We start from the raw sequence: 20,619 nt of genomic DNA on the forward strand, positions 1-20,619 counted from the left end.
ACGGCCGGCAAGTTCGACGACGAGCACTACCCCGGCTACACCATGGGGCGGGCCGCGGAAATGCTCGGCACTACCCAGAACTTCCTGCGCAGCCTCGACGAAGCCGGCCTGATCGAGCCACAGCGCTCCCCCGGCGGGCATCGCCGCTACTCCCGTCACCAACTGCGCATCGCCGCGCGCGTACGGCACCTCGTCGACGAGGGCACGGCCATCGACGCCGCGTGCCGCATCATCACCCTCGAAGACCAGCTCCACCAAGCCCAACGACAGAACACCCGGCCCCAACCCGCCGCCGGCTGAGCCACGAGGTGTGCCGCCGAGGCCCCGCAGGTGGCACACCTCGATCGCAGCATCTTGACTTCTACGTCAGGACGCCGAGCGTCGGCGATCGCCCTCAACGAGAAGGGCTTGGCTCGATGAGCGGGAGGTCAACCCCGCCTCACCGGACCGACGACATCGCCTTCATCGGCGCGGCGGCCCTGATCCGAAGATCGATCACGACCTTGCCGTGCACGTGCCGGCCCGCCTGCAGCTCGGCCGCGCGCCGGATCTGCTCGACCGGGAAGCTTGCCGCGATCGGCACCCGGAGCCGACCTGCCGCCACAAGGCGAGCGATCTCCTCGAGGGCACCCGGAGCGGCGTTCGCGCCGTTGGCCGTCGACACGCCGTCGACCTGCGCGGCGATCGTACCGATGCGACCGTCCGGAACGCCGAGTTCCCTCGCCACCTGCACTGTCTCCGTCCCGTGCAAGTCGATGGCGGCGGTGACACCGCCGGGAGCGAGGCCCCGGACTCGGTCGGCCAGGCCCTCGCCGTAAGCGACCGGCTCGGCTCCGAGATCGCGCAGGAAATCCGACGATGCGGCCGATCCCGTCCCGATCACGCGCGCTCCGGCGATCCGGGCCAGCTGGACGGCGAACACCCCGACCCCGCCCGCCGCGCCGCCGATCAGCACGATGTCGCCCGGGCCGGGGCCGACCACGGCGAGGGCGGCGGATGCCGTGCGACCGGCGATCGCGAGGGTGGCGGCGGTGCGGTCGTCGACGCCGTCGGGGGTGTGTTGAGCCTCGTTCGCCGCAATCGCCCCAGCTGCATCGACCACCACGAAGTCGGCGACCGCGCGGGACAGCGCGCCCCCGAACACCCGGTCGCCGGGTGCGAAGCCGGAAACGCCGTCGCCGACCTGGTCGACCACTCCCGCGTAGTCGGTCCCGAACCCCGCCGGCAGGCTCAGGCCGAACCGGGCCGCAGTGTCCGCGTCGGCGGTCATGATCCAGTCCATCGGATTCAGGCCGGCCGCAGTGACCCGCACCCGGATCTGTCCCGAGCCGGCCTGCGGCGCGCGGACCTCCTGGACGTCGAGCACTTCCGGGCCGCCGAACGCCTCGAGCCGGACGGCCCTGCTCCCGTGTTCCCGCATGAGTCTCCTCCGGACGCGCCGAAACGGACTATGCTCCGTTTCTGCAGACGACCCTAGCACAACCGGAGCGTGATCCGTTTTGACCGAGGTGCCGATGCGCGCGGACGCGACCCGCAACCGCGACCAGCTGCTCACGGTGGCGACCCGCATGTTCGCGGCGGCGGACGCCGAGCCGTCGATGCGGGCGATCGCCCGCGAAGCCGGAGTCGGCATCGCCACGCTCTACCGGCACTTCCCGACCCGCGAGTCGCTGGTCGACGCGGTCTACCGAGACCAGGTCGCGCGGCTGACGGCCGGTGCCCACGAGCTGCTCGACCGGCTGCCCCCGGCCGCGGCGATGCGGCGCTGGACAGACTTGTTCGGAGACTGGATCGCGACCAAGAACGGCATGCTCGACACGCTGCTCGCCATGGTCGAGTCAGGCGAGATCGCCCATGCCCAGACCCGTACCGAACTGCTGGCGGCCATCACCACGATCCTCGCCGCCGGCAGCGCGGCAGGAGACCTCCGCTCCGACGTCAGCGCCGAAGACATCGCGGCCAATCTCATCGGCATCTTCACCGTGGCTCCCCTGCCCGAGCAGGCAGCCAAAGCCGGTCGCCTGCTGGACGTGCTGCTGGACGGCCTCCGGCCCATCGCCACGACTGAGCGGCCTTGAACCGCCGGGCCGGAGCCCTGCGTGTCGACCACGTCCTCGGACTACGCCTCGATGACTGGACCTTCCTGTTGATCTTCCTCTCCGCGCCGGCCGTGCTCCACTGGTCTCAGTTCACCGGAGGGCACCTTCATCGGTCCGCCTCACCCCGGCGAAGGTCGACAGTGGACGGTCAGCGGTGGACCTGCCACTGGTCGTTGGCGTGCACCACGGTGCGAGACAGGTTCGGACACAGGAAGTTCGCGGTGGAGGAATTGGAGAGCACCGAGGTGTTGCCGGTGCTCGCGGCCTGCCAAGAACCGTTCAGCTTGATCCGGTAGCTGCTGCTCTCGACGTTTCGGGTGCCCAGCGCGGTGCAGTAGGTCGCGGTGGTGTTACCGCTGGCGTAGACCTCGAAGATGTTCCAGCTGCGGTTGTCCCGGGACTGGTCGGTGCCGGACTGAGTGTAGAGCGTGTCCCATCGGTTGGCGCGATAGTTGAACAGCGACGCGGTCCACGTGTTCCTGCCCGCGTCGGTCTGCTCCACCTTGCCATGGTAGGAGTCGTGGCCGTTGACCGAAGTCACGTAGTTGGCGCGGAAAGCAGAGTCGATGTTGACCGACCTGGCCACGTTCACGCCGACGCACCAGTCCCAGGCCCAGACTTGCTTGGCCCCATTGTTGTAGGCGGTCACCAACTCCACGCAGGACCGTGGGGCCTTCATCGTCGGGGCGTAGAGGGTGTCGCCGGAGACGGTGAGGTCGTTGTAGGCCGACTGGATGGCGTCCTGCCCGGTGACCGCGCTGCCACCGGTGTACACGCCCCAGTCGTCATGGATGCTGGTGGCCTGGGTGCGGTGGCCGGCTTGCCCGGTCCGGATCTCCCGGAACCGGTCGGCGGCGGCGACCTCAGTGGTGCCGTCGAGGGCACCGACCACGGCGGTGCCCTCCGCTGTCATCGGAGCCGGTGCCGCGATCGAGGTGGCCGGTACGCTGAGGAATACCGCGGCGGAGAGCGCGATGAGGGATTTTCGCATCAGAACTCCTTGTCTGAAAGCGCATCGCTCAGGCTCCGGGCCGGCGACGACGCGCGCGAAGGGCGCACGGGGCCGGTGGCCCCGCACGCGGATCAGGAGGTGACCAGCTGCAGGCAGTACTTCTGCGGAATCTCGTTGACCGGCTGGAACCAGGTGTCCCCGCCGGAGGTGCCGGGCTCGGCGCACACCGAGGTGTGGATCAGCTGATGCACCGCGCCCCGGGCGCAGTCGACGGTCTCGTCGAGAGACTTTTCGTTACCACAGTGCGAATGCGTGGTCGAATCCGAGCGGCAGATCTACTGCCGGCCACGGCCACGCTCGACCCGTGCGCGAGCGGGTCGCCGATGGTGCCCCAGCCCGGCAAGAGGTCAGTGAACCATCAGCCGTTGAGGATGCGGACAGGTGAGTAGTCGTTGGCCGGGAAGGAGAATCCGGCGAAGGAGCCCGCCGTTGATGGAGCAGTGGTCGCGCCCACGGTTCCCGCCGCCGTCGTCGAGGAACGCGCCGCCGACCCGACTTCCACCCCGACGCCGAGTTTGCCGTGCGGTGGAAGCGCTTTCTGACTGCGACGTCGTCACCGCGGAGTCGCTATCGCCGACCACGAGCCGGACCGGGGAAACACCTGCCCCGGCCCGAAGAGGTCAAGGCGGAACCGAGGTGGCGAGCGCCGGCAGTACTGCGCCACCCACCACGGAAGCAATCTTTCGACGCATTCTGGGTAGCACCTCCGGGGACAGGGAGATATTCACCCACCAGTGTGAGAAGGGCCTACCCCGTGGTCTAGACTTTCGCCCCAACCTGTCTGATTCCTGTCTCTGCCGCGAAACCCGGCGCAGGACCGGACGATCCATCGGCATGGACCGAGCTCGCCGGCACCGGCGCGTTCACGGTCAGGCGCGCCGAACACGACGGCCGCTACGTCGGCTTCCGGAGCGGCCGGAGGGGTTTCCGCAGTCGGCGTCGGTGATCACGGTGGATACGAAGTGCGCTCCCCTTCCACCACGACCTGCCCGAAAGCCGAGCCAGGTCGGCTCGATCCGTGTGCAGGCGGCGCCGTCCGTCTCACGCGATCGATCGGCTGCTCTCCCCTTGCGCGGGCACGTCGACGACCGTCACCTTCACTCCCACCGCCCGGATCGCCGCCACGCTGCCCGCGTCGGCCGATGAATCCGTGATCAGCTCGTCGACCTCGGTGATGTCACCGATCCGCGCCAGCGTTCGCTTGCCGAGCTTGCTGCCGTCCGCGATGACGACCACCCGTTGCGCGCGGCCGAGCATCGCGCGGTTCGTTCTCGCCTCGTTTTCGTCGTGGGTGGTGATGCCGCCCGCCGCGTCGATGCCGTCGACCCCGATGAAGGCCGTGCCGATGTTGATCGACGCCAGCACCTGCTCCGCCCACGGGCCGACGAGCTCGTAGGACCGCGGACGGGAGACGCCGCCGACGACGACGAGCTTCACCCGGGGCCGCAGCACGATCTCCATGGCCGTGTTCAGCGCGTTGGTCACCACTGTGAGATCCGCGCGGTCGGGCAGCTCCTTCGCCAGCTCGCCCGTGGTCGTACCGCCGGTCAGCGCGATCACGTGCGGCCCCACCGGCAGCCTGCGCACCGCCTGCCGGGCGATCGCCCGTTTCGCGTCCCTCGACCGGCCTTCCCGGTACCGGACCGGCAGCTCGTACGCCATCCCCTGGGCCAGCGCGCCGCCGTGGGTCCGGGTCAGCAGCCGCTGCTCCTCCAACGCGGTCAGGTCCCGTCGCAGCGTGGCCTCGGAGACGCCGAACCGGCGCGCGAGCTCACCGACGCGCAGGCGGCCCGTTTCGCCCAGTTCGCGCACCATCTCCGCCATCCGTTCGGACCGGGACGCACGCGCTCGGGGCCGCACATCGACAAGGCTCATAATTGCACACTATACGACACTTTCGAGCATTTTCACGCATCGTTCCGACAACTCACCGGCAGTAACGCGGCAAACGAACATCCGCGATGCTCGTTTGCGCGGCAACTCTTGCCCACCGGACGCGGCACGACGTACCAAGAGCGGACCGCTTGGCGGAGCCGGCCGAACCGGCCACGACCCGAAAGGTGATGTGGGTGTCAGTGCACCAAAAGCAGCCGGGGCACCAGAAGCAGCCGGACGAAAGCCGCACCGCCGGTGAGATCCGGCAGCAACCCGGCACGTGGCCCGCGGTGGCGCGGACCGTCGCCGCCGTGCGGGCCGACATCGACCGCCTGCTCGGCGACGCGCTCGTCGATCCGCGGACCCGGGTCGTCCTGACCGGCGCGGGGACCTCGGCCTACATCGGGGAAGTCGTGGCTCCCGACCTCGCCCGGCACCTCGGCCGGCCGATCGAACCGGTCGCGACGACGGACATCGTCGCCGACCCGCACTCCGTGGTCGTCGACGACCGGCCGGTGCTGCTGGTGTCGTTCGCCCGCAGCGGCGACAGTCCCGAGTCGATCGCCGCGGCCGAGCTGCTGCAGCGGCTCACTCCCGCGCTGCACCACATCGTCATCACCTGCAACCCCGCCGGCGCTCTCGCCCGCCGCTGGGCCGACGCCAAGAACGCCGTCGTGGTGACGCTTCCCGACCAGCTGAACGACCGCGGCTTCGCCATGACGTCGTCGTTCACCGGGATGACCTTGGCCGCCCTGCTCGCCCTGGGCCTCGAGGTCGACGTGGAAGGCGCGGCCCGGGCGGCGTCCGCCGTCCTGGTCACCGCGGCGAGCCGGGCGGAAGCGGTCGCCGCCGCCGATCCGGCCCGGCTGGTCTACCTCGGTGCCGGCGCCTTCAAGGGACTGGCCCGCGAGGCCGCGCTGAAGTGCCTCGAACTCACCGCCGGCGCGGTCGTGGCGGTCGCCGACACCCCGCTGGGCTTCCGGCACGGCCCCAAGTCGGTCCTCGACGAACGGACCGTCGCGATCATCTTCCCGTCCGGCGATCCGTACACCCGCCGCTACGACGACGACATCACGCGCGAGCTCGTGGAGTCCCTGGGGCGCGAGCGAGTGCTGGTCATCGGCTCCGACGCTCCCGCCGGCGCCGGTGAGTGGCCGATCCCGGGGACCACGCACCTGCCCGATGCACTACGGGCCATCGTGGCGGCCATCCCGGCGCAGTCGATCGCCCTGGCGTGCTCGCTCGCCCAGGGCCTGACCCCCGACAACCCGTTTCCCGGCGGTGAAGTCAACCGCGTGGTCCGAGGGGTCGTCATCCACGAGTTCCCGAACCCGGCGGAGGGCTGAGCCATGTTCCTCGGTGTGGACGGCGGCGGCACGAAAACCGCCTTCTGCCTGGTCGACGCGCGGGGCCGGGTCGCCGCGGAAGCCGGCACGGCCGGCATCTACTACCTGCAGCAGGGCATCGGCATCGTCGAGCCGTTGCTGCGTCAGGGAATCGGCGAGGTGTGCGCCACCGCGGGCATCGACGTCGCCGACCTCTCCTACGCCTTCTTCGGCATTCCTTGCTACGGCGAGATTTCCGCCGACGTGCCGGTGCTCGACGCGCTCCCCCGCCGGATCCTGGGCGAAGTCGGTTACGCGTGCGGCAACGACATGATCTGCGGCTGGGCGGCCTCCCTCGGTGGCGCGGACGGGATCAACGTCGTCGCGGGCACCGGGTCCATCGCCTACGGGGAACACCGCGGACGGCAGTGGCGAGCCGGCGGCTGGAGCGAGCTGTTCGGCGACGAAGGTTCCGGCTACTGGGTGGCGGTCCAAGGTCTCGGCGCGTTCTCCCGGATGAGCGACGGGCGCCAGCCGGCGAGCGCGCTGGCCGAAGAGATGCGCCGGACGCTCGGGGTGACCACCGACCTCGACGCCATCGACATCGTCATGAACCGGTGGCACGGGGACCGCGGGCGGATCGCGGACCTCAGCAAGGTCGTCACCCGCGCCGCGGAGGCGGGCGACCCCACCGCGGCCGTCATCCTCGGACGCGCCGGGCGGGAGCTCGCCCTCCACGTCGAAGCCGGTGCCGCCGCGCTGGGGTTCGAGCCGGACCAGACCGTGCCGGTCTCCTACTCCGGCGGCATGTTCGGCTCGGCCCACCTCCTGGGTGCCTTCCGCGAAGCGCTCCAGCACGGCAGCCACGGCTACGAACTGCGAGAGCCCTTGCTGCCTCCGCACGTCGGTGCGGCGGTCTACGCCGCCCGGCTGGCGGGGCGCCCCATCCCGCTCGACCGGATTTCCGCCGTCCCCACCTTGGAGGGGTTGTCATGAGCGCATCGAAGCGCCGCGCCACCTGGATTCCCTACGCCGGCTTGCTGGTCCTGTTCTGGGGTGTCTGGGGCGCGTTCTCCAGCCTGCCCACCTCCCGCTACGGCTACCCCGACCCGATGGTCTACGTCATCTGGTCGATCACCATGCTCATCCCCGCGTACTTCTCCCTGCGCGGGCAGAAGATCGACCGCCGCCCCATCGCCGCGGCCTACGGCCTGCTGATCGGCCTGACCGGCGCCGGCGGGCAGCTGGTGCTGTTCAAGGCGCTCACCATCGGGCCGGCCTACATCATCTTCCCGATCGTGGCGCTCTCCCCGGCGATCACCGTCTTGATGGCCTTCGCGGCCCTGCGTGAACGGCTCACCGCGCTGAGCTGGATCGGCGTCGGCCTCGCCTTGGTCGCCATCGTCCTGTTCTCGGTGTCTTCCGGCGACTCGCAGGAGACCAGCGGGACCTACCTGTGGCTCGCGATCCTGGTCTGCATCGCCTGGGGCGTACAGGCGTACTTCATGCGCAAAGCCGCCGTCGTCGGGGTCAACGACGCGACGACCTTCGGCTGGATGACCGTCAGCGGGCTCCTGCTGATCCCGGTCGCCCTCATCATGATGGGCGGCCTCCCCCTGTCGTTCCCGTGGCAGGCTCCCGCTTTGACCGCGATCACGCAGCTGCTCAACGCCGTGGGCGCGCTGTTCCTCGTGATGGCCATGAGCCGTGGCAAGGCCACGATCGTCGCGCCGGTCACCAACGCGCTGGCGCCGGTGCTGACCATCGTGCTCTCGCTGATCGTCTTCCGGACCCTGCCGACCGGTTTCCAGGTCGCCGGCATCGTGCTCGCCCTCGTGGGCTCGTCGCTCATGGTCTACAGCACGGAGAAAAGCGGCGACGAGCCGGCCGCGCAGCTACCCGAAGCAGCCCCGGCCGATCGGCGGGAAGCCGCGTCGTGACCACGATCCTCACCGTCACCCTCAACCCCGCGATCGACGTCACCTACCGGGTGGCCGGGCTGGCGGTCGGCGAGACCGTCCGCGTGGCGAACGTGCGCAGCCGCGCCGGCGGCAAGGGCGTGAACGTCGCCGCGGTGGCCCGGCACCTGGGCAGCGACAGCCTGGTCCTCGCGTTGACCGGACGAGCGGAGCCGGACGAGTTCCGGGCCGGCCTCGACCGGCTCGGTCTCCCCCACCACCTGATCCCGGCGCTGGACGCGGTCCGCCGGACCGTGGCGGTGGTGGAGGACAACGGAGTCACGACGAGCTTGCAGGAGCGCGGCCCGGCCGTGGCGGCCGGAGTCCGGGACGAGGTCGTGGCGGCCTTTCGCGCCGAGCTGGCGGCCGGTGCGGGGGCAGTGGTCATCTCCGGGAGCGTGCCGCCCGGGCTCGGCGACGAGGTACCCGCCCGGCTGGCGGTGCTCTGCGCCCAAGCCGGCGTCCCGGTGATAGCCGACGTCTCCGGTGCCGCCCTGCGCGCCGCGGCGACGGCCCGAACTGTGCTCGTGCCCAACCGCGACGAGCTGTCCGAGCTGGCCGGAAAGCGCCTTCACCAATCCGGCGAGATCGTCGCGGCCGGTCGGCAGCTGGTCCGGGACGGCGCCGCCGCCGTGGTCGCCACACTCGGCGAAGAGGGCGTGATCGCGGTGACCGCCGACCACGAGTTCGGTGTCCGGCCGGTCGAGCGGGTCGTCGGCAACCCCACCGGTGCCGGCGACGCGGCCGCCGCCGCGCTCGCCCGCCACCTGGCGGCCGCCGGCGATGTGTCCGGAATGGACTGGCCGGCCGCGCTGGCCGACGTCGTCGCGACGTCGGCCGCCGCTGTCCTGCGCCCCGTCGCGGGCGAAGTCGATCTCGAAGCACGAGCCGGCTGGCTCGGTGCGCTCACCGTGAAGGAGACCGCGTGAACACCGACGCCAAGGACATCTTCGCCGGTCTGCGCGAGGAGGGCGGCGCGGTGGGGGCGTTCAACGCGATCCTCCTCGAGCACGCGGAGGCCATCGTGGCGGGCGCCGAGCAGGCCGGTCTCCCCGTCATCCTGCAGATCTCCCAGAACGCCGTCCGCTACCACGGCTCACTCGACCCGTTCGGCGCGGCGTGCCTGAGCATGGCGAGCACCGCCACGGTGCCGGTCCTGGTGCACCTCGACCACATCGAGGACGAAGCCCTGGTCGACCAGGGTCTCGCACTGGGCATCCGGTCGATCATGTTCGACGCGGCGAGTTCGGCCTACACGGAGAACGTGACGCGGACCCGGGCGGTCACCGACCGGTGCCACGCCGCGGAGTGCTGGGTGGAGGCCGAGCTCGGTGAGATCGGCGGCAAGGACGGTGCGCACGCACCGGGCGTCCGGACCGCCCCGGCCGAAGCGGCCGCGTTCGTCGCCGCGACCGGCGTCGACTCCCTCGCGGTGGCCGTCGGGTCGTCGCACGCGATGGCCGGCCGCGACGCGGTGCTGGACGACGAGTTGATCAGCCGGCTCGCCGGCGCCGTGCCCGTGCCGCTGGTCCTGCACGGCTCGTCCGGAGTCCCCGACGACGGCGTCCGGCGCGCGGTCGAGCGCGGCATCCGCAAGGTCAACGTCGGCACCCGGCTCAACCAGGTCCTGACCGGCGCGGTCCGCGCGACGCTCGCCGAGCGGCAGAGCCTGACCGACCCACGCCGCTACCTCTCCCCCGGACGCGACCGGATGCGCGACGAGGTCGCCCGGCTCTTGGAGCTCCTGGCCGGAGCCTGACCTCCACCACGTGGCGTCGCGGGCCACGCCACGTGGCCCGGCAGTCAGTCCTCGTCGCGACGCCCAACGGCAGCTTCGGGCAGCCGGGCTGGGGAATCCCCGGAGTCGGCCAGCCCGGCAGCGCCCGCCCTGATGCCCCTCGCAGCCGGTCACCTGCCTACCCCTGCGCCGAAGGCGCCGCGCGGAGCGAGCAACCCGGTCGCGAAATCGCCTCTTCCCAGCGAGCTCACCCCGGACGTATAGTCGGCCTCGTTAACACTTCGGGTACCGGAACATACGGGGGCCTAAATGTCCGCTCGCGACACCGCGACTTTCGACGAGCCGGGGCCGGACGCCACTCTCGGCGAGGTCCTCCTCGCCCTGGGCGGGCGGCTCACCCGGCTCCAGACGGAACTGCTGGCGGGCCTCGAGCAGCCGCTCACCATCCGGCAGTACCGGATCCTGTCGCGGGTCGGGGCCGGGCACACGTCGCTCACCGCGCTGTGCAAGCTCGCGCACCGCAACCCGTCGACCATGTCCGAAAGCGTCGACAAGCTGGTCAACCAGGGATTCCTGTCCCGCCGTCCGTCGGCGACGAGCCGTCGCACCATGCAGCTGGACCTGACCACCAGAGGAGTCGACGCACGCGACGCCGCGCGGCGCGCGCTCGACAAGTTCACCGCCGAACTCACCGCGGGCCTCACTCCTGAGGTCCGCGAACAGCTCCTGCCCACCCTCGCCCACCTCTACCACGGCGTCCAGGGCAACCTCGACGACCGGTAGCCGGCCAAGACCCAGGGGGGGTCCGCAGAGCGCACAACACCGGGTTCCCAGCCACAAGGAGGTGGCCCGCCATGCCCCCGTCCCCCGCCACGTCGTCCCCCTCACTGCTCGGCCGGCTCGACGAGTCGGCGTTCACCCCACGGCACCTCAGGATCTACGTCACCGTCCTCTTGGGACACTTCCTGTGCGGGTTCGTCATCAACCTGACCGGCGTGATCCTGCCGGGTGTCATCAAGTCGTTCCACCTCACCAGCGCGTCGGCGGGAGTGTTCTCCTCCGCACTGTTCGCCGGCATGCTCGTGGGCGCCGCCGTCGCGGGCACCGTGTCCGACCGGTACGGCCGGAAGGTGCCGCTGGCCATCACCCTCATGGTTTACGCGGTCTTCTCGCTGGCCGCGGTGTTCGCGTCCAGCTTCGGCGCACTGGTCACCTTCCGGGCTCTGCAGGGGATCGGGCTCGGCGCGGAGATCGCCGTGGTGCTGCCCTACATCGCGGAGTTCGTGCCGTCCCGTCACCGCGGACCGCTCGTCACCGCGGCTACCGCCGCCTGGCTGATCGGCCTGCCGACGGCGGCCGCGGTCGGCACCGCCGTGGTCCCGGCGTTCGGCTGGCGGGCGATGTTCGTGATCGCCACCGTGCCGGTGCTCGTCGGGGTCTTCATGGTGGCCACGCTGCCGGAGTCGGTGCGTTACCTGCTGCGCCGCGGCCGCTTCGACGACGCGAGGGCGATCGTCGAGGTCCTCTGCCGCAGCGCCGGCAAGACCGTACCCACGGAGTACCACGAGACACCCGTAACCCACGGCAGCGTGCGCACGCTCGTCGCCCGGCACTATCTGCGCTACACCATCGCCATCTGGTTCATGGAGGTCTGCGCCGGGGCGTTCCTCTACGGGCTTTCGAGCTGGCTGCCTTCGGTCCTCGAGGGTCAGGGCGTGAGCCTGCTGAAGAGCTTCGGCTACACGGCGATCATCACCACGGCCGGCGTGGTCGGCGCGCTCCTCGCCGGGCAGCTGATCAACCGGATCGGCCGCCGGGTGGTGCTCGGCGGCGGGTTCGTCCTCAGTGGACTGTTCTGCCTGGCCTGGGGCACGACGTCCGCCACCGGCGCGGTGATCCTGCTCGGCTCGCTGGCGACGTTCTTCGGCAGCGGCCTGGCCGGCAGCACGCTCTTCGCCTACGCCAGTGAGCTCTACCCGACCGCGAGCCGCGCGACCGGGCTCGGCTGGGCCGCGGCGTGGCAGAAGGTCGGCGGCCTCGTCATGCCGGTGCTGGTCGGGTTCGTGCTGGCCATGCACACCTCACAGTTCCTGTTCTTCCTGCTCTTCGGGGTCATCTCGGTCCTCGCGGGGATCGCCGCGCTGGTGGCGACCTTCGAGACCCGGGGCCGCACCGTCGAGCAGATCACCCAGGAGATCACCGGGTCGCGGGCGACGACCGACCCGGCGATGGCCCGCTCCTGACCCACCCACCACACCGTGGAGGAACGATGACGATCGACCACGCCCCGGCACCCGCCGGAGCGGGCCTGTCCCCCGAGGATCGCGCGGAGCTTCGGCTGCGGCACCGCAAGATCCGCGACGCGATGGCCGAGCAGGGCGTCGACGTCGTGCTCGCCTACGGGCCGGCCTGGCGGCGGGAGAACATCCGCTACTTCACCGACGTGACCCCCGCCGGCAGCGCCGCGCTCGTCGTGTTCCCGGCCGAGGGCGAGGCGGTCGCGTTCTCGACCCGGCCGTCGGACCTCACGGCATTCACCGCGCAGGGCTGGGTCGGCGAAGCCCGGCGCCTCGACCCGGCGAACCCGGCGGACCTCGCGTCGGTTCTCGAGGACCTGGCGCCGCGGCGCATCGGGATCGCCCACCACGAGCTCGTGCCGCTCGTGCTCATGGAGACGATCCGCGCCGCCGCACCGGGCGCCGAAGTCGGCTCCGCGACGGCACTGCTCGACAACGCAAGGCTCGTGAAGAGCGAATGGGAGCTGGCCCGCATGCGCCGCAGCGCCGTGGTGTGCGCGGCCGGCTGGGAAGCGTTCGTGGACGTGCTCGAGCCGGGGCTGCCGGAATACCGGATCGTCGCCGAGGTCGAGGCGCGGCTGAAGAACCTCGGCGCCGAGGACAACTTCATGCTCATCGCCTCGGGGCGCGACGAGGTCCGCGGCATGACCCCGCCGGGCGACCGCCTGCTGGAAGCCGGCGACATGGTGCGCACCGAGCTGACCCCCAAGATGGACGGCTACTGGCTGCAGATCTGCCGCTCCGCCGTGGTGGGCAAGGCCGACGACGGGCAGCGCAAGTCGTTCGACCTGTTCGACGAAGCCGTCGAAGCCGGCATCTCGGTGGTACGGCCCGGGATCACGGCGCACGAGGTCGCGGTGGCGCAGAACGACGTGTTCCGCAAGTACGGCTACGGCGAGTACTGCTCGAGCCAGTACACCCGAGTGCGCGGCCACGGCCACGGCCTGCACCTCGACGAGACGCCGATCATCGAGGGCAACCACACGGTGCTGCCCGAGAACTCCGTCTTCATCATCCACCCCAACACCTACACGCCGCTGGCCGGCTACCACGTGCTCGGCGACCCGGTGCGCGTGACCGCCGACGGCTGCGAAGTGCTGATCACGACCGAACGCAAGCTGTTCGAGACAGGAGACCTGGCGTGAAACGAGGTTTGCACGTACTCGATCCCGCGGAGATCCCGGACCGGGAATGGCACGAGCGCGTCTCCACGCTGCAGCGCGCCATGGCCGCCAAGGGCATCGACGTCGCCCTCGTCTACGCCGACGTGTCGCGCTCCGACGACCTCGCCTACCTGACCAACCTGTGCCTCTACTGGAACGAGGGAGTGCTGGCGATCCCCGCCGAGGGGCCTGTCACGTTCCTGACGAAGCTCTCGCTGCGCGTGCAGAACTGGATGAAGGCCTCGTCGACGGTCACCGAGTTCAGCGGCGGCAAGAACTTCGCCGACCTGATCGCGAAGTACCTGCGGGGCAAGAAGAACGGCACAGTGGGCTTGGTCGACGCCGCGCTGTGGCCCGCCGACGTGGCCGACGAGATCGTCACCGCGGTGCCCGGCTGGGAGGTCCGCCGCTTCGGTGGGCTGGTGCGCGAACAGCGGCTGGTGCCGTCGCCGGCCGAGACCGAGCTGCTGCGCGCGGCGGGCCGGATCCTGGACGACGCCGCGGCGAAGGCGACCGTCGAGGGCAATACCGCGGGCAGCCGCGTCGAGACCGTGGAACGTGCGTTGCGCGGCGACGGTTTCCTCGACCTGTACCCGACCTCACTGTCCACTTCAGACGGTGTGACGTCGTTCGGCGTCACCGGCCAGTACCGCATGAACTGGGTGCACTCCAGCCGCGTGCTCGGCGACGGCGACGGCTGGCCCGGCGCACTCGAGGAAGCCCTCGCGAAGGCGATCGCCGCGGCCGAGGCCGGTGCCACCGTCGGCGCCCTCAACGAAGCCGCCGTACCTGGCCTGGCGAAGTTGCCGGACGGCGCGAAGGCCGAGGTCCGCTGGGTCAACCAGGCCGACCTGTCCACCGGCGGCGAGTTCCGCGCCCAGGACCCCGCCACCGTGCTGGCCGACGGCGAAGTGGGCGCGGTGTCCGTGGAGGTCGCGTTCGCCGACGGCGGCCACGCGGCCGTGGCCGAGACCGTCCGCGTCACCGAAGGCGAACCCGAACACCTGACAGGAGCACACCGGTGAGAATCCTTTCCAACAGCGACATCGAGCAGGTGCTCACCGCCGGCGAAACACTCGACGCGCTGGAGACCGCGTACCGGGAACTCTCGTCCGGCCGGGGCGCCAACCGGCCGCGCAACCACACCTACTTCCCGGTCGAGGACAGCCGCCACCCCGGCTTCCGCTTCCGGTTCAAGTCGCAGGAAGGCGGCACCGTCTCCAGCGGCGTGTGGGCGCTGCGGATCACCTCCGACATCGCGGGTGTCGAAACGCTGCCCAGCGGCGTGCAGCGGCGACGGCTCATCCCGGCCGCACCCGGCGGCCGGTACGTCGGGCTCGTCACGCTCTACAGCCTGACCACCCTCGAACCACTCGCCATCATGCACGACAGCTTCATCCAGAAGATGCGCGTGGGTGCCACCTCCGCGCTCGGCATCCGGGAGCTCGCCAACCCGGACGCGACCGTCGCCGGCATGTTCGGCTCCGGCTGGCAGGCCGAGGCGCACCTGGAGTGCCTGCTGATGGTGCGCCCCGGCATCGAAGAGGTCCGCGTCTACAGCCCCACGGCCGAGCACCGCGAGGAGTTCGCGCGGGTGTGGAGCGAGCGGACGGGCCGCAAGATCGTGGCCGTCGGCGAACGGCGCGACGCGGTGTCCGGCTGCCACATCGTCACGTGCGCCACCGCGGCCATGGAGGCCTGCTTCGACGGCGACTGGCTCGAGCCCGGCACGCACGTCACCGCGATCACCTCGCCCGACGGCACGGCCACCCGGCGCGAGCTCGACGACACCACCTTCGACCGCGCGGCCCGCATCACCGTGCTCTCGCGGGAACAGGTCCACCACGACAAGCAGTACGACATCCTCGGCCCGGTCGAGCGCGGCCTGAAGGCGTGGGACGACATCCGCGAGCTGGGCGACCTGCTGCTGGGTGACACGCCCGGCCGCATGAGTCCCGACGACATCACCGTGTTCGCGAACAACACCGGCATGGGCGTGCAGTTCGCGGCCGTGTGCGCGCGGGCGCTCGCGCTGGCGGAGGAACGCAACCTGGGGCACACCGTGCCGACCGACTGGTTCCTGGAGGAGACCAGCCCCTGACCCGGCGCGAGACACCACCGGAACTTCGAGCGGAGACGCATCCATGGGCAGTGAACATCGTGTCGGGGGCAAGGTCATCACCTTCGGCGAAAACGTGAACACCGACGTCATCATCCCCGGCCGCTACCTCGTGAGCATCGACCCGGCGGAACTCGCCGAGCACGCCTTCGAGCCGCTGGGGCCGGAAACGCAACAACGGCTGCGCGCCAGCGACGTCGTCGTCGCCGGCCGCAACTTCGGCTGTGGCAGCGCGCGGGAGCAGGCGGCCACGTGCCTGATCGGCGCCGGGATCAAGGCGGTCGTCGCGGCCTCCTTCTCCCGCGTGTTCTTCCGCAACGCGATCAACACCGGGCTCGTCGCGGTCGAGTCGCCCGCCGCGGCGGCAGCGGCCGCGGACGGCGGCCAGATGTGGGTCGACTACGACGCGGGCACGGTCGAGACGGGCGGGCAGACCTTCCCGTTCAGTCCGTACCCCGCGGTGCTGCGGGAGATCATGGCCGACGGCGGCCTGATCCCGCACCTGATGGCGAGTTCCACGGCAGGAGGGAAGAAGTGACCGGAAAGACCTTCGCGCAGAAGGCGATCGAACGCGCTTCCGGGGTCGCGGACCTCGCGCCCGGGCAGATCGTCGACGCGTACCCGGACCTGTACATGAGCCACACCGCGAGCTGGCGGTGCATCCGGACGCTCGAGAAGATGGGCGTCGAGCAGCTCTACGACGTGAACCGCGTGGCGATGGTGATGGACCACCTCTCCCCCGCCATGAACGCGAAGACGGCCGCGGACCACGCGTTGTGCCGGGAGTTCGCGAAGAAGCTGGGCGTGAAGAACTTCTTCGACGTCAACAGCGGCATCGCGCACATCGTGCTGATGGAGCACGGACTGGTGCGGCCCGGCCAGTTCATCATCGGCACCGACTCGCACTCCACGATCTACGGCGCGCTGGGCGCGTTCGGCACCGGGGTCGGCTTCAGCGAGATCACCGCCGCGTGGGTCACCGGCAAGCTGTGGGTCAAGGTGCCCGAGTCGGTTCGCGTGGTCATCGACGGCGCCCTCGCCCCCGGCGTCTACGCCAAGGACGTGATGCTCAAGCTCATCGGCGACCTCGGCGCCGACGGGCTCACCTACGACTCGGTCGAGTTCTCCGGCTCCTACGTCGAGGGCATGTCCGTGTCGGAGCGCATGACGTTCTGCAACCTGGCGATGGAGATGGGCGCGAAGAACGCCTTCGTGGCCCCGGACGACACCACGCTCGCCTACCTCGACGAGGCCGGTGTGCCGCGGGCCGAGCTGGACGTCCTCCCGCCGGACGAGGACGCGACCTACCGGGCCACCGTCGACCTCGCCGGACCGGCGCTCGCACCGCAGATCGCGGTGCCGCACACGGTCGACAACGTCGTCGGCGTCGGCGACGTCGCCGGCACCAAGCTCGACCAGGTGTTCATCGGCTCGTGCGCCAACGCCAAGTACGACGACCTCGTGATCGCGGCCGACGTGCTGGCCGGCCACCGCGTCGCACCCGGCCTCCGGCTCATCGTGACACCGGCGTCGGCGAAGATCATGGCGCAGGCGTCGGACAGCGGTGTGCTCACGAAGCTCATCCAGGCCGGCGCGATGATCACCAACCCGGGCTGCGGCGCGTGCGCGGGCAGCGGCGGCGCGATGGCCGACGGGGAAACCACGCTCTCGACCGCCAACCGCAACTTCCAGGGCCGCATGGGCAGCTACGACTCGAAGATCTTCCTTTCGAGCCCGGCGACGGCCGCGGCCTCGGCGATCCGCGGGGTCATCACCGACCCGCGCGAGATCATGGCGACGGCGGTCCTCGCGTGAACCTCGTCGAGAAGGTCCTCGCCCGCGCCAGCGGCCAGGAATCGGTGGAACCGGGCGAGATCGTGGTCGCGAAGGTCGATCGGCTGATCATGCACGACCTGTCCGGCTACCTCACGTCGCAGGTGTTCGAGAAGCGCGTGAACACGCCCATTCCCGACCCCGAGCGGGCGGTGATGGTGTTCGACCACCACTTCGCCCCGCCCACCGAGCAGCAGGCCGACGTGCTGCGGCACAACCGGGAATGGGCCCGCAAGCACGGCCTCACGCTTTACGATTGCGGCAACGGCAACCTGCACCACGCGGCCGTCCGCAACGGGCACATCAAGCCCGGCATGATCGTGGTCGGCTCCGACAGCCACACGCCCGTGCACGGCACGCTGGGCGCCCTCGCCGTGGCCTTGGGCAACGACTCGCACGCCGGAACCGTGCTGCCGTACGGGAAAACGTGGTTCAAGGTGCCCGAGACGACGCGGGTCCGCCTGGAAGGCACGCCCACGCCTGGCGTCACGCCGCGCGACGTCGCGCTGTGGCTCGTCGGCCGCATCGGCGAAGGTGAGCTGAACTACCGAGCCGTGGAATTCGGCGGGCCGTACGTGCGCGGACTGTCCTTCTGGGACCGGTGGCTGTTCCCGCTGCTGTGTGTGGACCTCGGCGCCAAGTGCAGTTTCGTCGAACCGGACGAGGTGACCGAGGCGTTCGTGCGGACACTGCCCGGTACCGGGCCGGACCTGCTGGTGCGCGGCGACGGCGAGGAAGCGGCTCAGGTGCTGCGCTTCGACGTCGCGGAGGTGGTCCCGCAGGTCGCGTGCCCGCCGACGGTGGGCAATGTCAAGCCGGTGACCGAGGTCGCGGGTACCCCGATCCAGTACGCGGAGCTGGGTGGCCACGGCGGGGGCCGGCTCGAGGACTTCCGCGCGGCGGCCGGGGTGCTGTCCGGGCGCCGGGTGCACCCGGACGTGCGGTTCCACCTCGTGCCCTCCAGCCGCGAGGTGTTCGCCGAAGCGGCCCGGGAAGGGCTGGTGCTCGCGCTGCACGAGGCCGGGGCGACGTGGTTCCCGCCGAGCACGGGCTCGAACCAGGCCTACAACATGGGCGCGCTGGCGGCGGACGAGGCGATGATCTCGACGCACGCCCGCAACTTCCCGGGGCGCAACGGCAGCCCCGACGCGTCGATGTACCTGGCGTCGTCGGAGACCGTCGCCGCGTCGGCCGTCGCCGGGGTCATCGCCGGCCACGACGTCCGGTCAGGGGGGAACTCGTGAAGTTCGAAGGCCGTTGCTGGCGGTTCGGGGACAACATCCCGACCGACCGGCTCGTGAAGACGCAGTACGTGTTCGAACCCATGGACGTGCTCGTGCAGCACGTGCTGGAGGACCTCAACCCGGAGTTCCCGAAGAAGGTGCGAGCCGGTGACATCGTGTTCGCCGGCAAGCACTTCGGGCAGTCCTCGGGCCGCGCGATCGCCACCAAGGCCCTGCAGGCGACGGGGATCGGCTGCGTGGTCGCGGAGACGTTCGCGCGGACTTTCTACCGCAACTGCTTCGAGATCGGGTTGCCCGCACTGGAGATCGGGCTCAACCCCGACCTCGCGGCCGACGGCGACCGCGTGCGGGTCGACCTCGCGGCGGGCGAATTCACCAACCTCACCACGAGTGTCACGGTGCGTGGTGCCGCCGCCGACCCGTTCCTCGTCGACATGCTCGACGCCGGAGGTCTGATCAGCTTCGCGAAGAGCCGGCCAGAGGTGTTCCAGTAGGACGGACGGCGACCGAGAACCCCTGACGGGTCGAGACTTTCGCCCGCCAGGGGCTTCGCCGGGCCCGCGCCGCGGAGCCTGGCGGCGCCGTCGACGCGCAACAGGCCGGCATCGGCCATCGGTTCCGGGCCGGCCACGACAATCCGGTAACCCGGGTGCCCCTCCCGGGCACCCCGACGCGCCCGAACGTGGCGAGATTCAGGTGTCACCTGTCCAGATAGCCAGTGGCCGGCGACCCGCAGAGTGCGCAGCATGGCAAGTGATCACCGGTCTCCGGTACCCCCGGCATCACGTTCATCAGCCGACCACCGCGGTGACCTCGGCTTCGACGAGAATCCCCGGCTTGGACAGGATCTCGACACCGATCAGCAGGGTCCGGCTGGACCTTGCTGGAGATCAGGGTGCCGATGGCGGCTGTTCGACAACTCGTTGACCGCCACGCTCCCCACTCCGTAGGTTCGACACCAAGCGCTGTTCAGTGTCACTGAACGAGGAGGTCCGGGATGAGCCACCTGGTGCGTTTCGCCGACGAAGCCGGCAACACCCGAATCGGCCTGCTCACCGATGGTGAGCTGCGGCCACTCGCGGTCGCGTCGATGAGCGACCTGCTGCGCCGCCCCGCGACGGAGATCCGCGAACTGGCCGAGACCGCCGGGGAACCCGTCTCCACAACCGGGACACGCCTGCTGCCGCCGCTGGACGGACGCATGGAGGTGTGGGCCGCCGGGGTGACCTACCTGCGGTCCGAGGAGGCCCGCCGTGAGGAGAGCGCCGACGAGGACGTCTACGCGCGGGTGTACCGCGCGAAGCGGCCGGAGTTGTTCTTCAAGTCGCCCGCGTGGCGCGTGGTCACCGACGGCGAGCCGATCGCCATCCGCACCGATTCCGCCAACAACGTGCCGGAGCCGGAACTCGGCCTGCTGCTGACCGACGCTGGCGAGATCGCCGGGTACGTGGTCGTCGACGACGTCAGCTCCCGCAGCATCGAAGGCGAGAACCCGTTGTACCTCCCGCAGGCCAAGATCTACACCGGTTCGTGCGCGGTGTCGGCGCGGGTGCGGCCCGCTTGGGAAGTGCCGGACCCGCTGTCGCTGGGCCTCCGCATGCGCATCCTGCGCGACGGTCACGAGGTCTTCGCCGGCGCGGCCAGCACCGCTCAGCTCAACCGCGAACCGGCCGAACTGGTCGGGTACCTGTGGCGGGACAACGACTTCCCCGACGGCGCCGTGCTCTCGACGGGCACCTCCGTCGTACCGGGGCTCGATCTCGGCCTGCGACCGGGAGACGTCGTCGAGATCGAGATCGACGAGGTCGGCTCACTGCGCTCCCCCGTGGTGTTGGGCGCGGAGGAGGTGCGTCGGAGGCTCGCGGCCCGACAGCCCGGTTCGGACCACTGACCGTCAGCGTCAACGCGGGCGTGCTGCGGGTCCGATATTCGACCACCAGGCCCGACGGCGGCCAT

General features: G+C 70.6%; 20 protein-coding genes. 17 read left to right on the forward strand and 3 right to left on the reverse strand.

Features of this window, described 5'->3' with window-relative positions:
- Positions 1-300, forward strand: a 300-nt coding sequence (locus tag AB0N03_RS40585) for a MerR family transcriptional regulator (protein ID WP_364384029.1), incomplete at its 5' end; no start/stop codon positions are given.
- Positions 301-439: 139 nt separating this feature from the next.
- Here the strand turns inward: AB0N03_RS40585 and AB0N03_RS40590 are convergent.
- Positions 440-1,420 (reverse strand): NADP-dependent oxidoreductase, encoded by a 981-nt coding sequence (locus AB0N03_RS40590; RefSeq protein WP_364384032.1) that lies wholly within the window; start codon positions 1,418-1,420, stop codon positions 440-442.
- Between the two features lie 94 nt (positions 1,421-1,514).
- Between AB0N03_RS40590 and AB0N03_RS40595 the strand changes: the two genes are divergently transcribed.
- A complete protein-coding gene (locus AB0N03_RS40595; RefSeq protein ID WP_364384218.1) occupies positions 1,515-2,078 on the forward strand; it encodes a helix-turn-helix domain-containing protein in 564 nt (187 codons plus the stop codon).
- A 169-nt stretch (positions 2,079-2,247) separates the two neighbouring features.
- Here AB0N03_RS40595 and AB0N03_RS40600 read toward each other — a convergent pair whose 3' ends face one another.
- Both AB0N03_RS40600 and AB0N03_RS40605 read right to left on the reverse strand, forming a co-directional pair.
- Entirely contained in the window at positions 2,248-3,090 is an 843-nt protein-coding gene (locus tag AB0N03_RS40600) for a carbohydrate-binding protein (RefSeq protein ID WP_364384035.1), read from the reverse strand.
- A gap of 1,062 nt (positions 3,091-4,152) precedes the next feature.
- Complete coding sequence (locus tag AB0N03_RS40605) at positions 4,153-4,986, reverse strand: DeoR/GlpR family DNA-binding transcription regulator (protein WP_364384038.1); 834 nt, start codon at positions 4,984-4,986, stop codon at positions 4,153-4,155.
- Between the two features lie 194 nt (positions 4,987-5,180).
- Between AB0N03_RS40605 and AB0N03_RS40610 the strand changes: the two genes are divergently transcribed.
- The 15 genes from AB0N03_RS40610 (at position 5,181) to AB0N03_RS40680 (ending at position 20,554) form a co-directional block, all read left to right on the forward strand.
- Positions 5,181-6,332: an SIS domain-containing protein gene (locus tag AB0N03_RS40610; protein ID WP_364384041.1), complete on the forward strand. Its 1,152-nt coding sequence runs from the start codon at positions 5,181-5,183 to the stop codon at positions 6,330-6,332.
- 3 nt (positions 6,333-6,335) lie between these two features.
- Positions 6,336-7,307: a BadF/BadG/BcrA/BcrD ATPase family protein gene (locus AB0N03_RS40615; protein WP_364384044.1), complete on the forward strand. Its 972-nt coding sequence runs from the start codon at positions 6,336-6,338 to the stop codon at positions 7,305-7,307.
- Positions 7,304-8,251 carry a DMT family transporter gene (locus tag AB0N03_RS40620; RefSeq protein WP_364384047.1) on the forward strand — a complete coding sequence of 316 codons (948 nt, stop codon included), beginning with the start codon at positions 7,304-7,306 and terminating at the stop codon, positions 8,249-8,251. Before AB0N03_RS40615 ends, AB0N03_RS40620 begins: the two co-directional genes overlap by 4 nt.
- Positions 8,248-9,198, forward strand: a complete 951-nt coding sequence (locus AB0N03_RS40625) for a hexose kinase (protein ID WP_364384050.1) — start codon at positions 8,248-8,250, stop codon at positions 9,196-9,198. The genes AB0N03_RS40620 and AB0N03_RS40625 overlap by 4 nt, the downstream gene beginning before the upstream one ends.
- On the forward strand, positions 9,195-10,028 hold the full coding sequence (locus AB0N03_RS40630) for a class II fructose-bisphosphate aldolase (RefSeq protein ID WP_364384053.1): 834 nt from the start codon (positions 9,195-9,197) through the stop codon (positions 10,026-10,028). Before AB0N03_RS40625 ends, AB0N03_RS40630 begins: the two co-directional genes overlap by 4 nt.
- A gap of 288 nt (positions 10,029-10,316) precedes the next feature.
- Positions 10,317-10,790: a MarR family transcriptional regulator gene (locus tag AB0N03_RS40635; protein WP_364384056.1), complete on the forward strand. Its 474-nt coding sequence runs from the start codon at positions 10,317-10,319 to the stop codon at positions 10,788-10,790.
- 71 nt (positions 10,791-10,861) lie between these two features.
- On the forward strand, positions 10,862-12,250 hold the full coding sequence (locus tag AB0N03_RS40640; protein ID WP_364384059.1) for an MFS transporter: 1,389 nt from the start codon (positions 10,862-10,864) through the stop codon (positions 12,248-12,250).
- A 26-nt stretch (positions 12,251-12,276) separates the two neighbouring features.
- Complete coding sequence (locus AB0N03_RS40645) at positions 12,277-13,449, forward strand: Xaa-Pro peptidase family protein (protein ID WP_364384062.1); 1,173 nt, start codon at positions 12,277-12,279, stop codon at positions 13,447-13,449.
- Complete coding sequence (locus tag AB0N03_RS40650) at positions 13,446-14,492, forward strand: aminopeptidase P family N-terminal domain-containing protein (protein ID WP_364384065.1); 1,047 nt, start codon at positions 13,446-13,448, stop codon at positions 14,490-14,492. The genes AB0N03_RS40645 and AB0N03_RS40650 overlap by 4 nt, the downstream gene beginning before the upstream one ends.
- Positions 14,489-15,568 (forward strand): ornithine cyclodeaminase family protein, encoded by a 1,080-nt coding sequence (locus AB0N03_RS40655; protein WP_364384068.1) that lies wholly within the window; start codon positions 14,489-14,491, stop codon positions 15,566-15,568. The genes AB0N03_RS40650 and AB0N03_RS40655 overlap by 4 nt, the downstream gene beginning before the upstream one ends.
- Before the next feature lie 43 nt (positions 15,569-15,611).
- Complete coding sequence (locus AB0N03_RS40660; protein WP_364384071.1) at positions 15,612-16,124, forward strand: 3-isopropylmalate dehydratase; 513 nt, start codon at positions 15,612-15,614, stop codon at positions 16,122-16,124.
- The gene (locus AB0N03_RS40665) at positions 16,121-17,401 is read left to right on the forward strand and encodes an aconitase/3-isopropylmalate dehydratase large subunit family protein (RefSeq protein ID WP_364384073.1); all 1,281 of its coding nucleotides are present in this window, start codon (positions 16,121-16,123) and stop codon (positions 17,399-17,401) included. Before AB0N03_RS40660 ends, AB0N03_RS40665 begins: the two co-directional genes overlap by 4 nt.
- Positions 17,398-18,663: an aconitase family protein gene (locus AB0N03_RS40670; protein ID WP_364384076.1), complete on the forward strand. Its 1,266-nt coding sequence runs from the start codon at positions 17,398-17,400 to the stop codon at positions 18,661-18,663. Before AB0N03_RS40665 ends, AB0N03_RS40670 begins: the two co-directional genes overlap by 4 nt.
- Entirely contained in the window at positions 18,660-19,157 is a 498-nt protein-coding gene (locus AB0N03_RS40675) for a 3-isopropylmalate dehydratase (RefSeq protein WP_364384079.1), read from the forward strand. Before AB0N03_RS40670 ends, AB0N03_RS40675 begins: the two co-directional genes overlap by 4 nt.
- A 503-nt stretch (positions 19,158-19,660) precedes the next feature.
- On the forward strand, positions 19,661-20,554 hold the full coding sequence (locus AB0N03_RS40680; protein WP_364384082.1) for a fumarylacetoacetate hydrolase family protein: 894 nt from the start codon (positions 19,661-19,663) through the stop codon (positions 20,552-20,554).
- Positions 20,555-20,619: the final 65 nt, after the last annotated feature.

Source organism: Amycolatopsis sp. NPDC051061 (assembly GCF_040682935.1).
In the GTDB taxonomy this organism is placed as follows: Bacteria; Actinomycetota; Actinomycetes; order Mycobacteriales; family Pseudonocardiaceae; genus Amycolatopsis.

Bases quoted from the DNA above. Each gene is read 5' to 3' on its own strand.
- AB0N03_RS40620 (WP_364384047.1), top strand. From the start codon at position 7,304: ATGAGCGCATCGAAGCGCCGCGCCACCTGGATTCCCTACGCCGGCTTG.
- AB0N03_RS40590 (WP_364384032.1), bottom strand. From the start codon at position 1,420: ATGCGGGAACACGGGAGCAGGGCCGTCCGGCTCGAGGCGTTCGGCGGC.
- AB0N03_RS40640 (WP_364384059.1), top strand. From the start codon at position 10,862: ATGCCCCCGTCCCCCGCCACGTCGTCCCCCTCACTGCTCGGCCGGCTC.
- AB0N03_RS40600 (WP_364384035.1), bottom strand. From the start codon at position 3,090: ATGCGAAAATCCCTCATCGCGCTCTCCGCCGCGGTATTCCTCAGCGTA.
- AB0N03_RS40660 (WP_364384071.1), top strand. From the start codon at position 15,612: ATGGGCAGTGAACATCGTGTCGGGGGCAAGGTCATCACCTTCGGCGAA.
- AB0N03_RS40615 (WP_364384044.1), top strand. From the start codon at position 6,336: ATGTTCCTCGGTGTGGACGGCGGCGGCACGAAAACCGCCTTCTGCCTG.
- AB0N03_RS40680 (WP_364384082.1), top strand. From the start codon at position 19,661: ATGAGCCACCTGGTGCGTTTCGCCGACGAAGCCGGCAACACCCGAATC.
- AB0N03_RS40595 (WP_364384218.1), top strand. From the start codon at position 1,515: ATGCGCGCGGACGCGACCCGCAACCGCGACCAGCTGCTCACGGTGGCG.
- AB0N03_RS40605 (WP_364384038.1), bottom strand. From the start codon at position 4,986: ATGAGCCTTGTCGATGTGCGGCCCCGAGCGCGTGCGTCCCGGTCCGAA.
- AB0N03_RS40635 (WP_364384056.1), top strand. From the start codon at position 10,317: ATGTCCGCTCGCGACACCGCGACTTTCGACGAGCCGGGGCCGGACGCC.
- AB0N03_RS40645 (WP_364384062.1), top strand. From the start codon at position 12,277: ATGACGATCGACCACGCCCCGGCACCCGCCGGAGCGGGCCTGTCCCCC.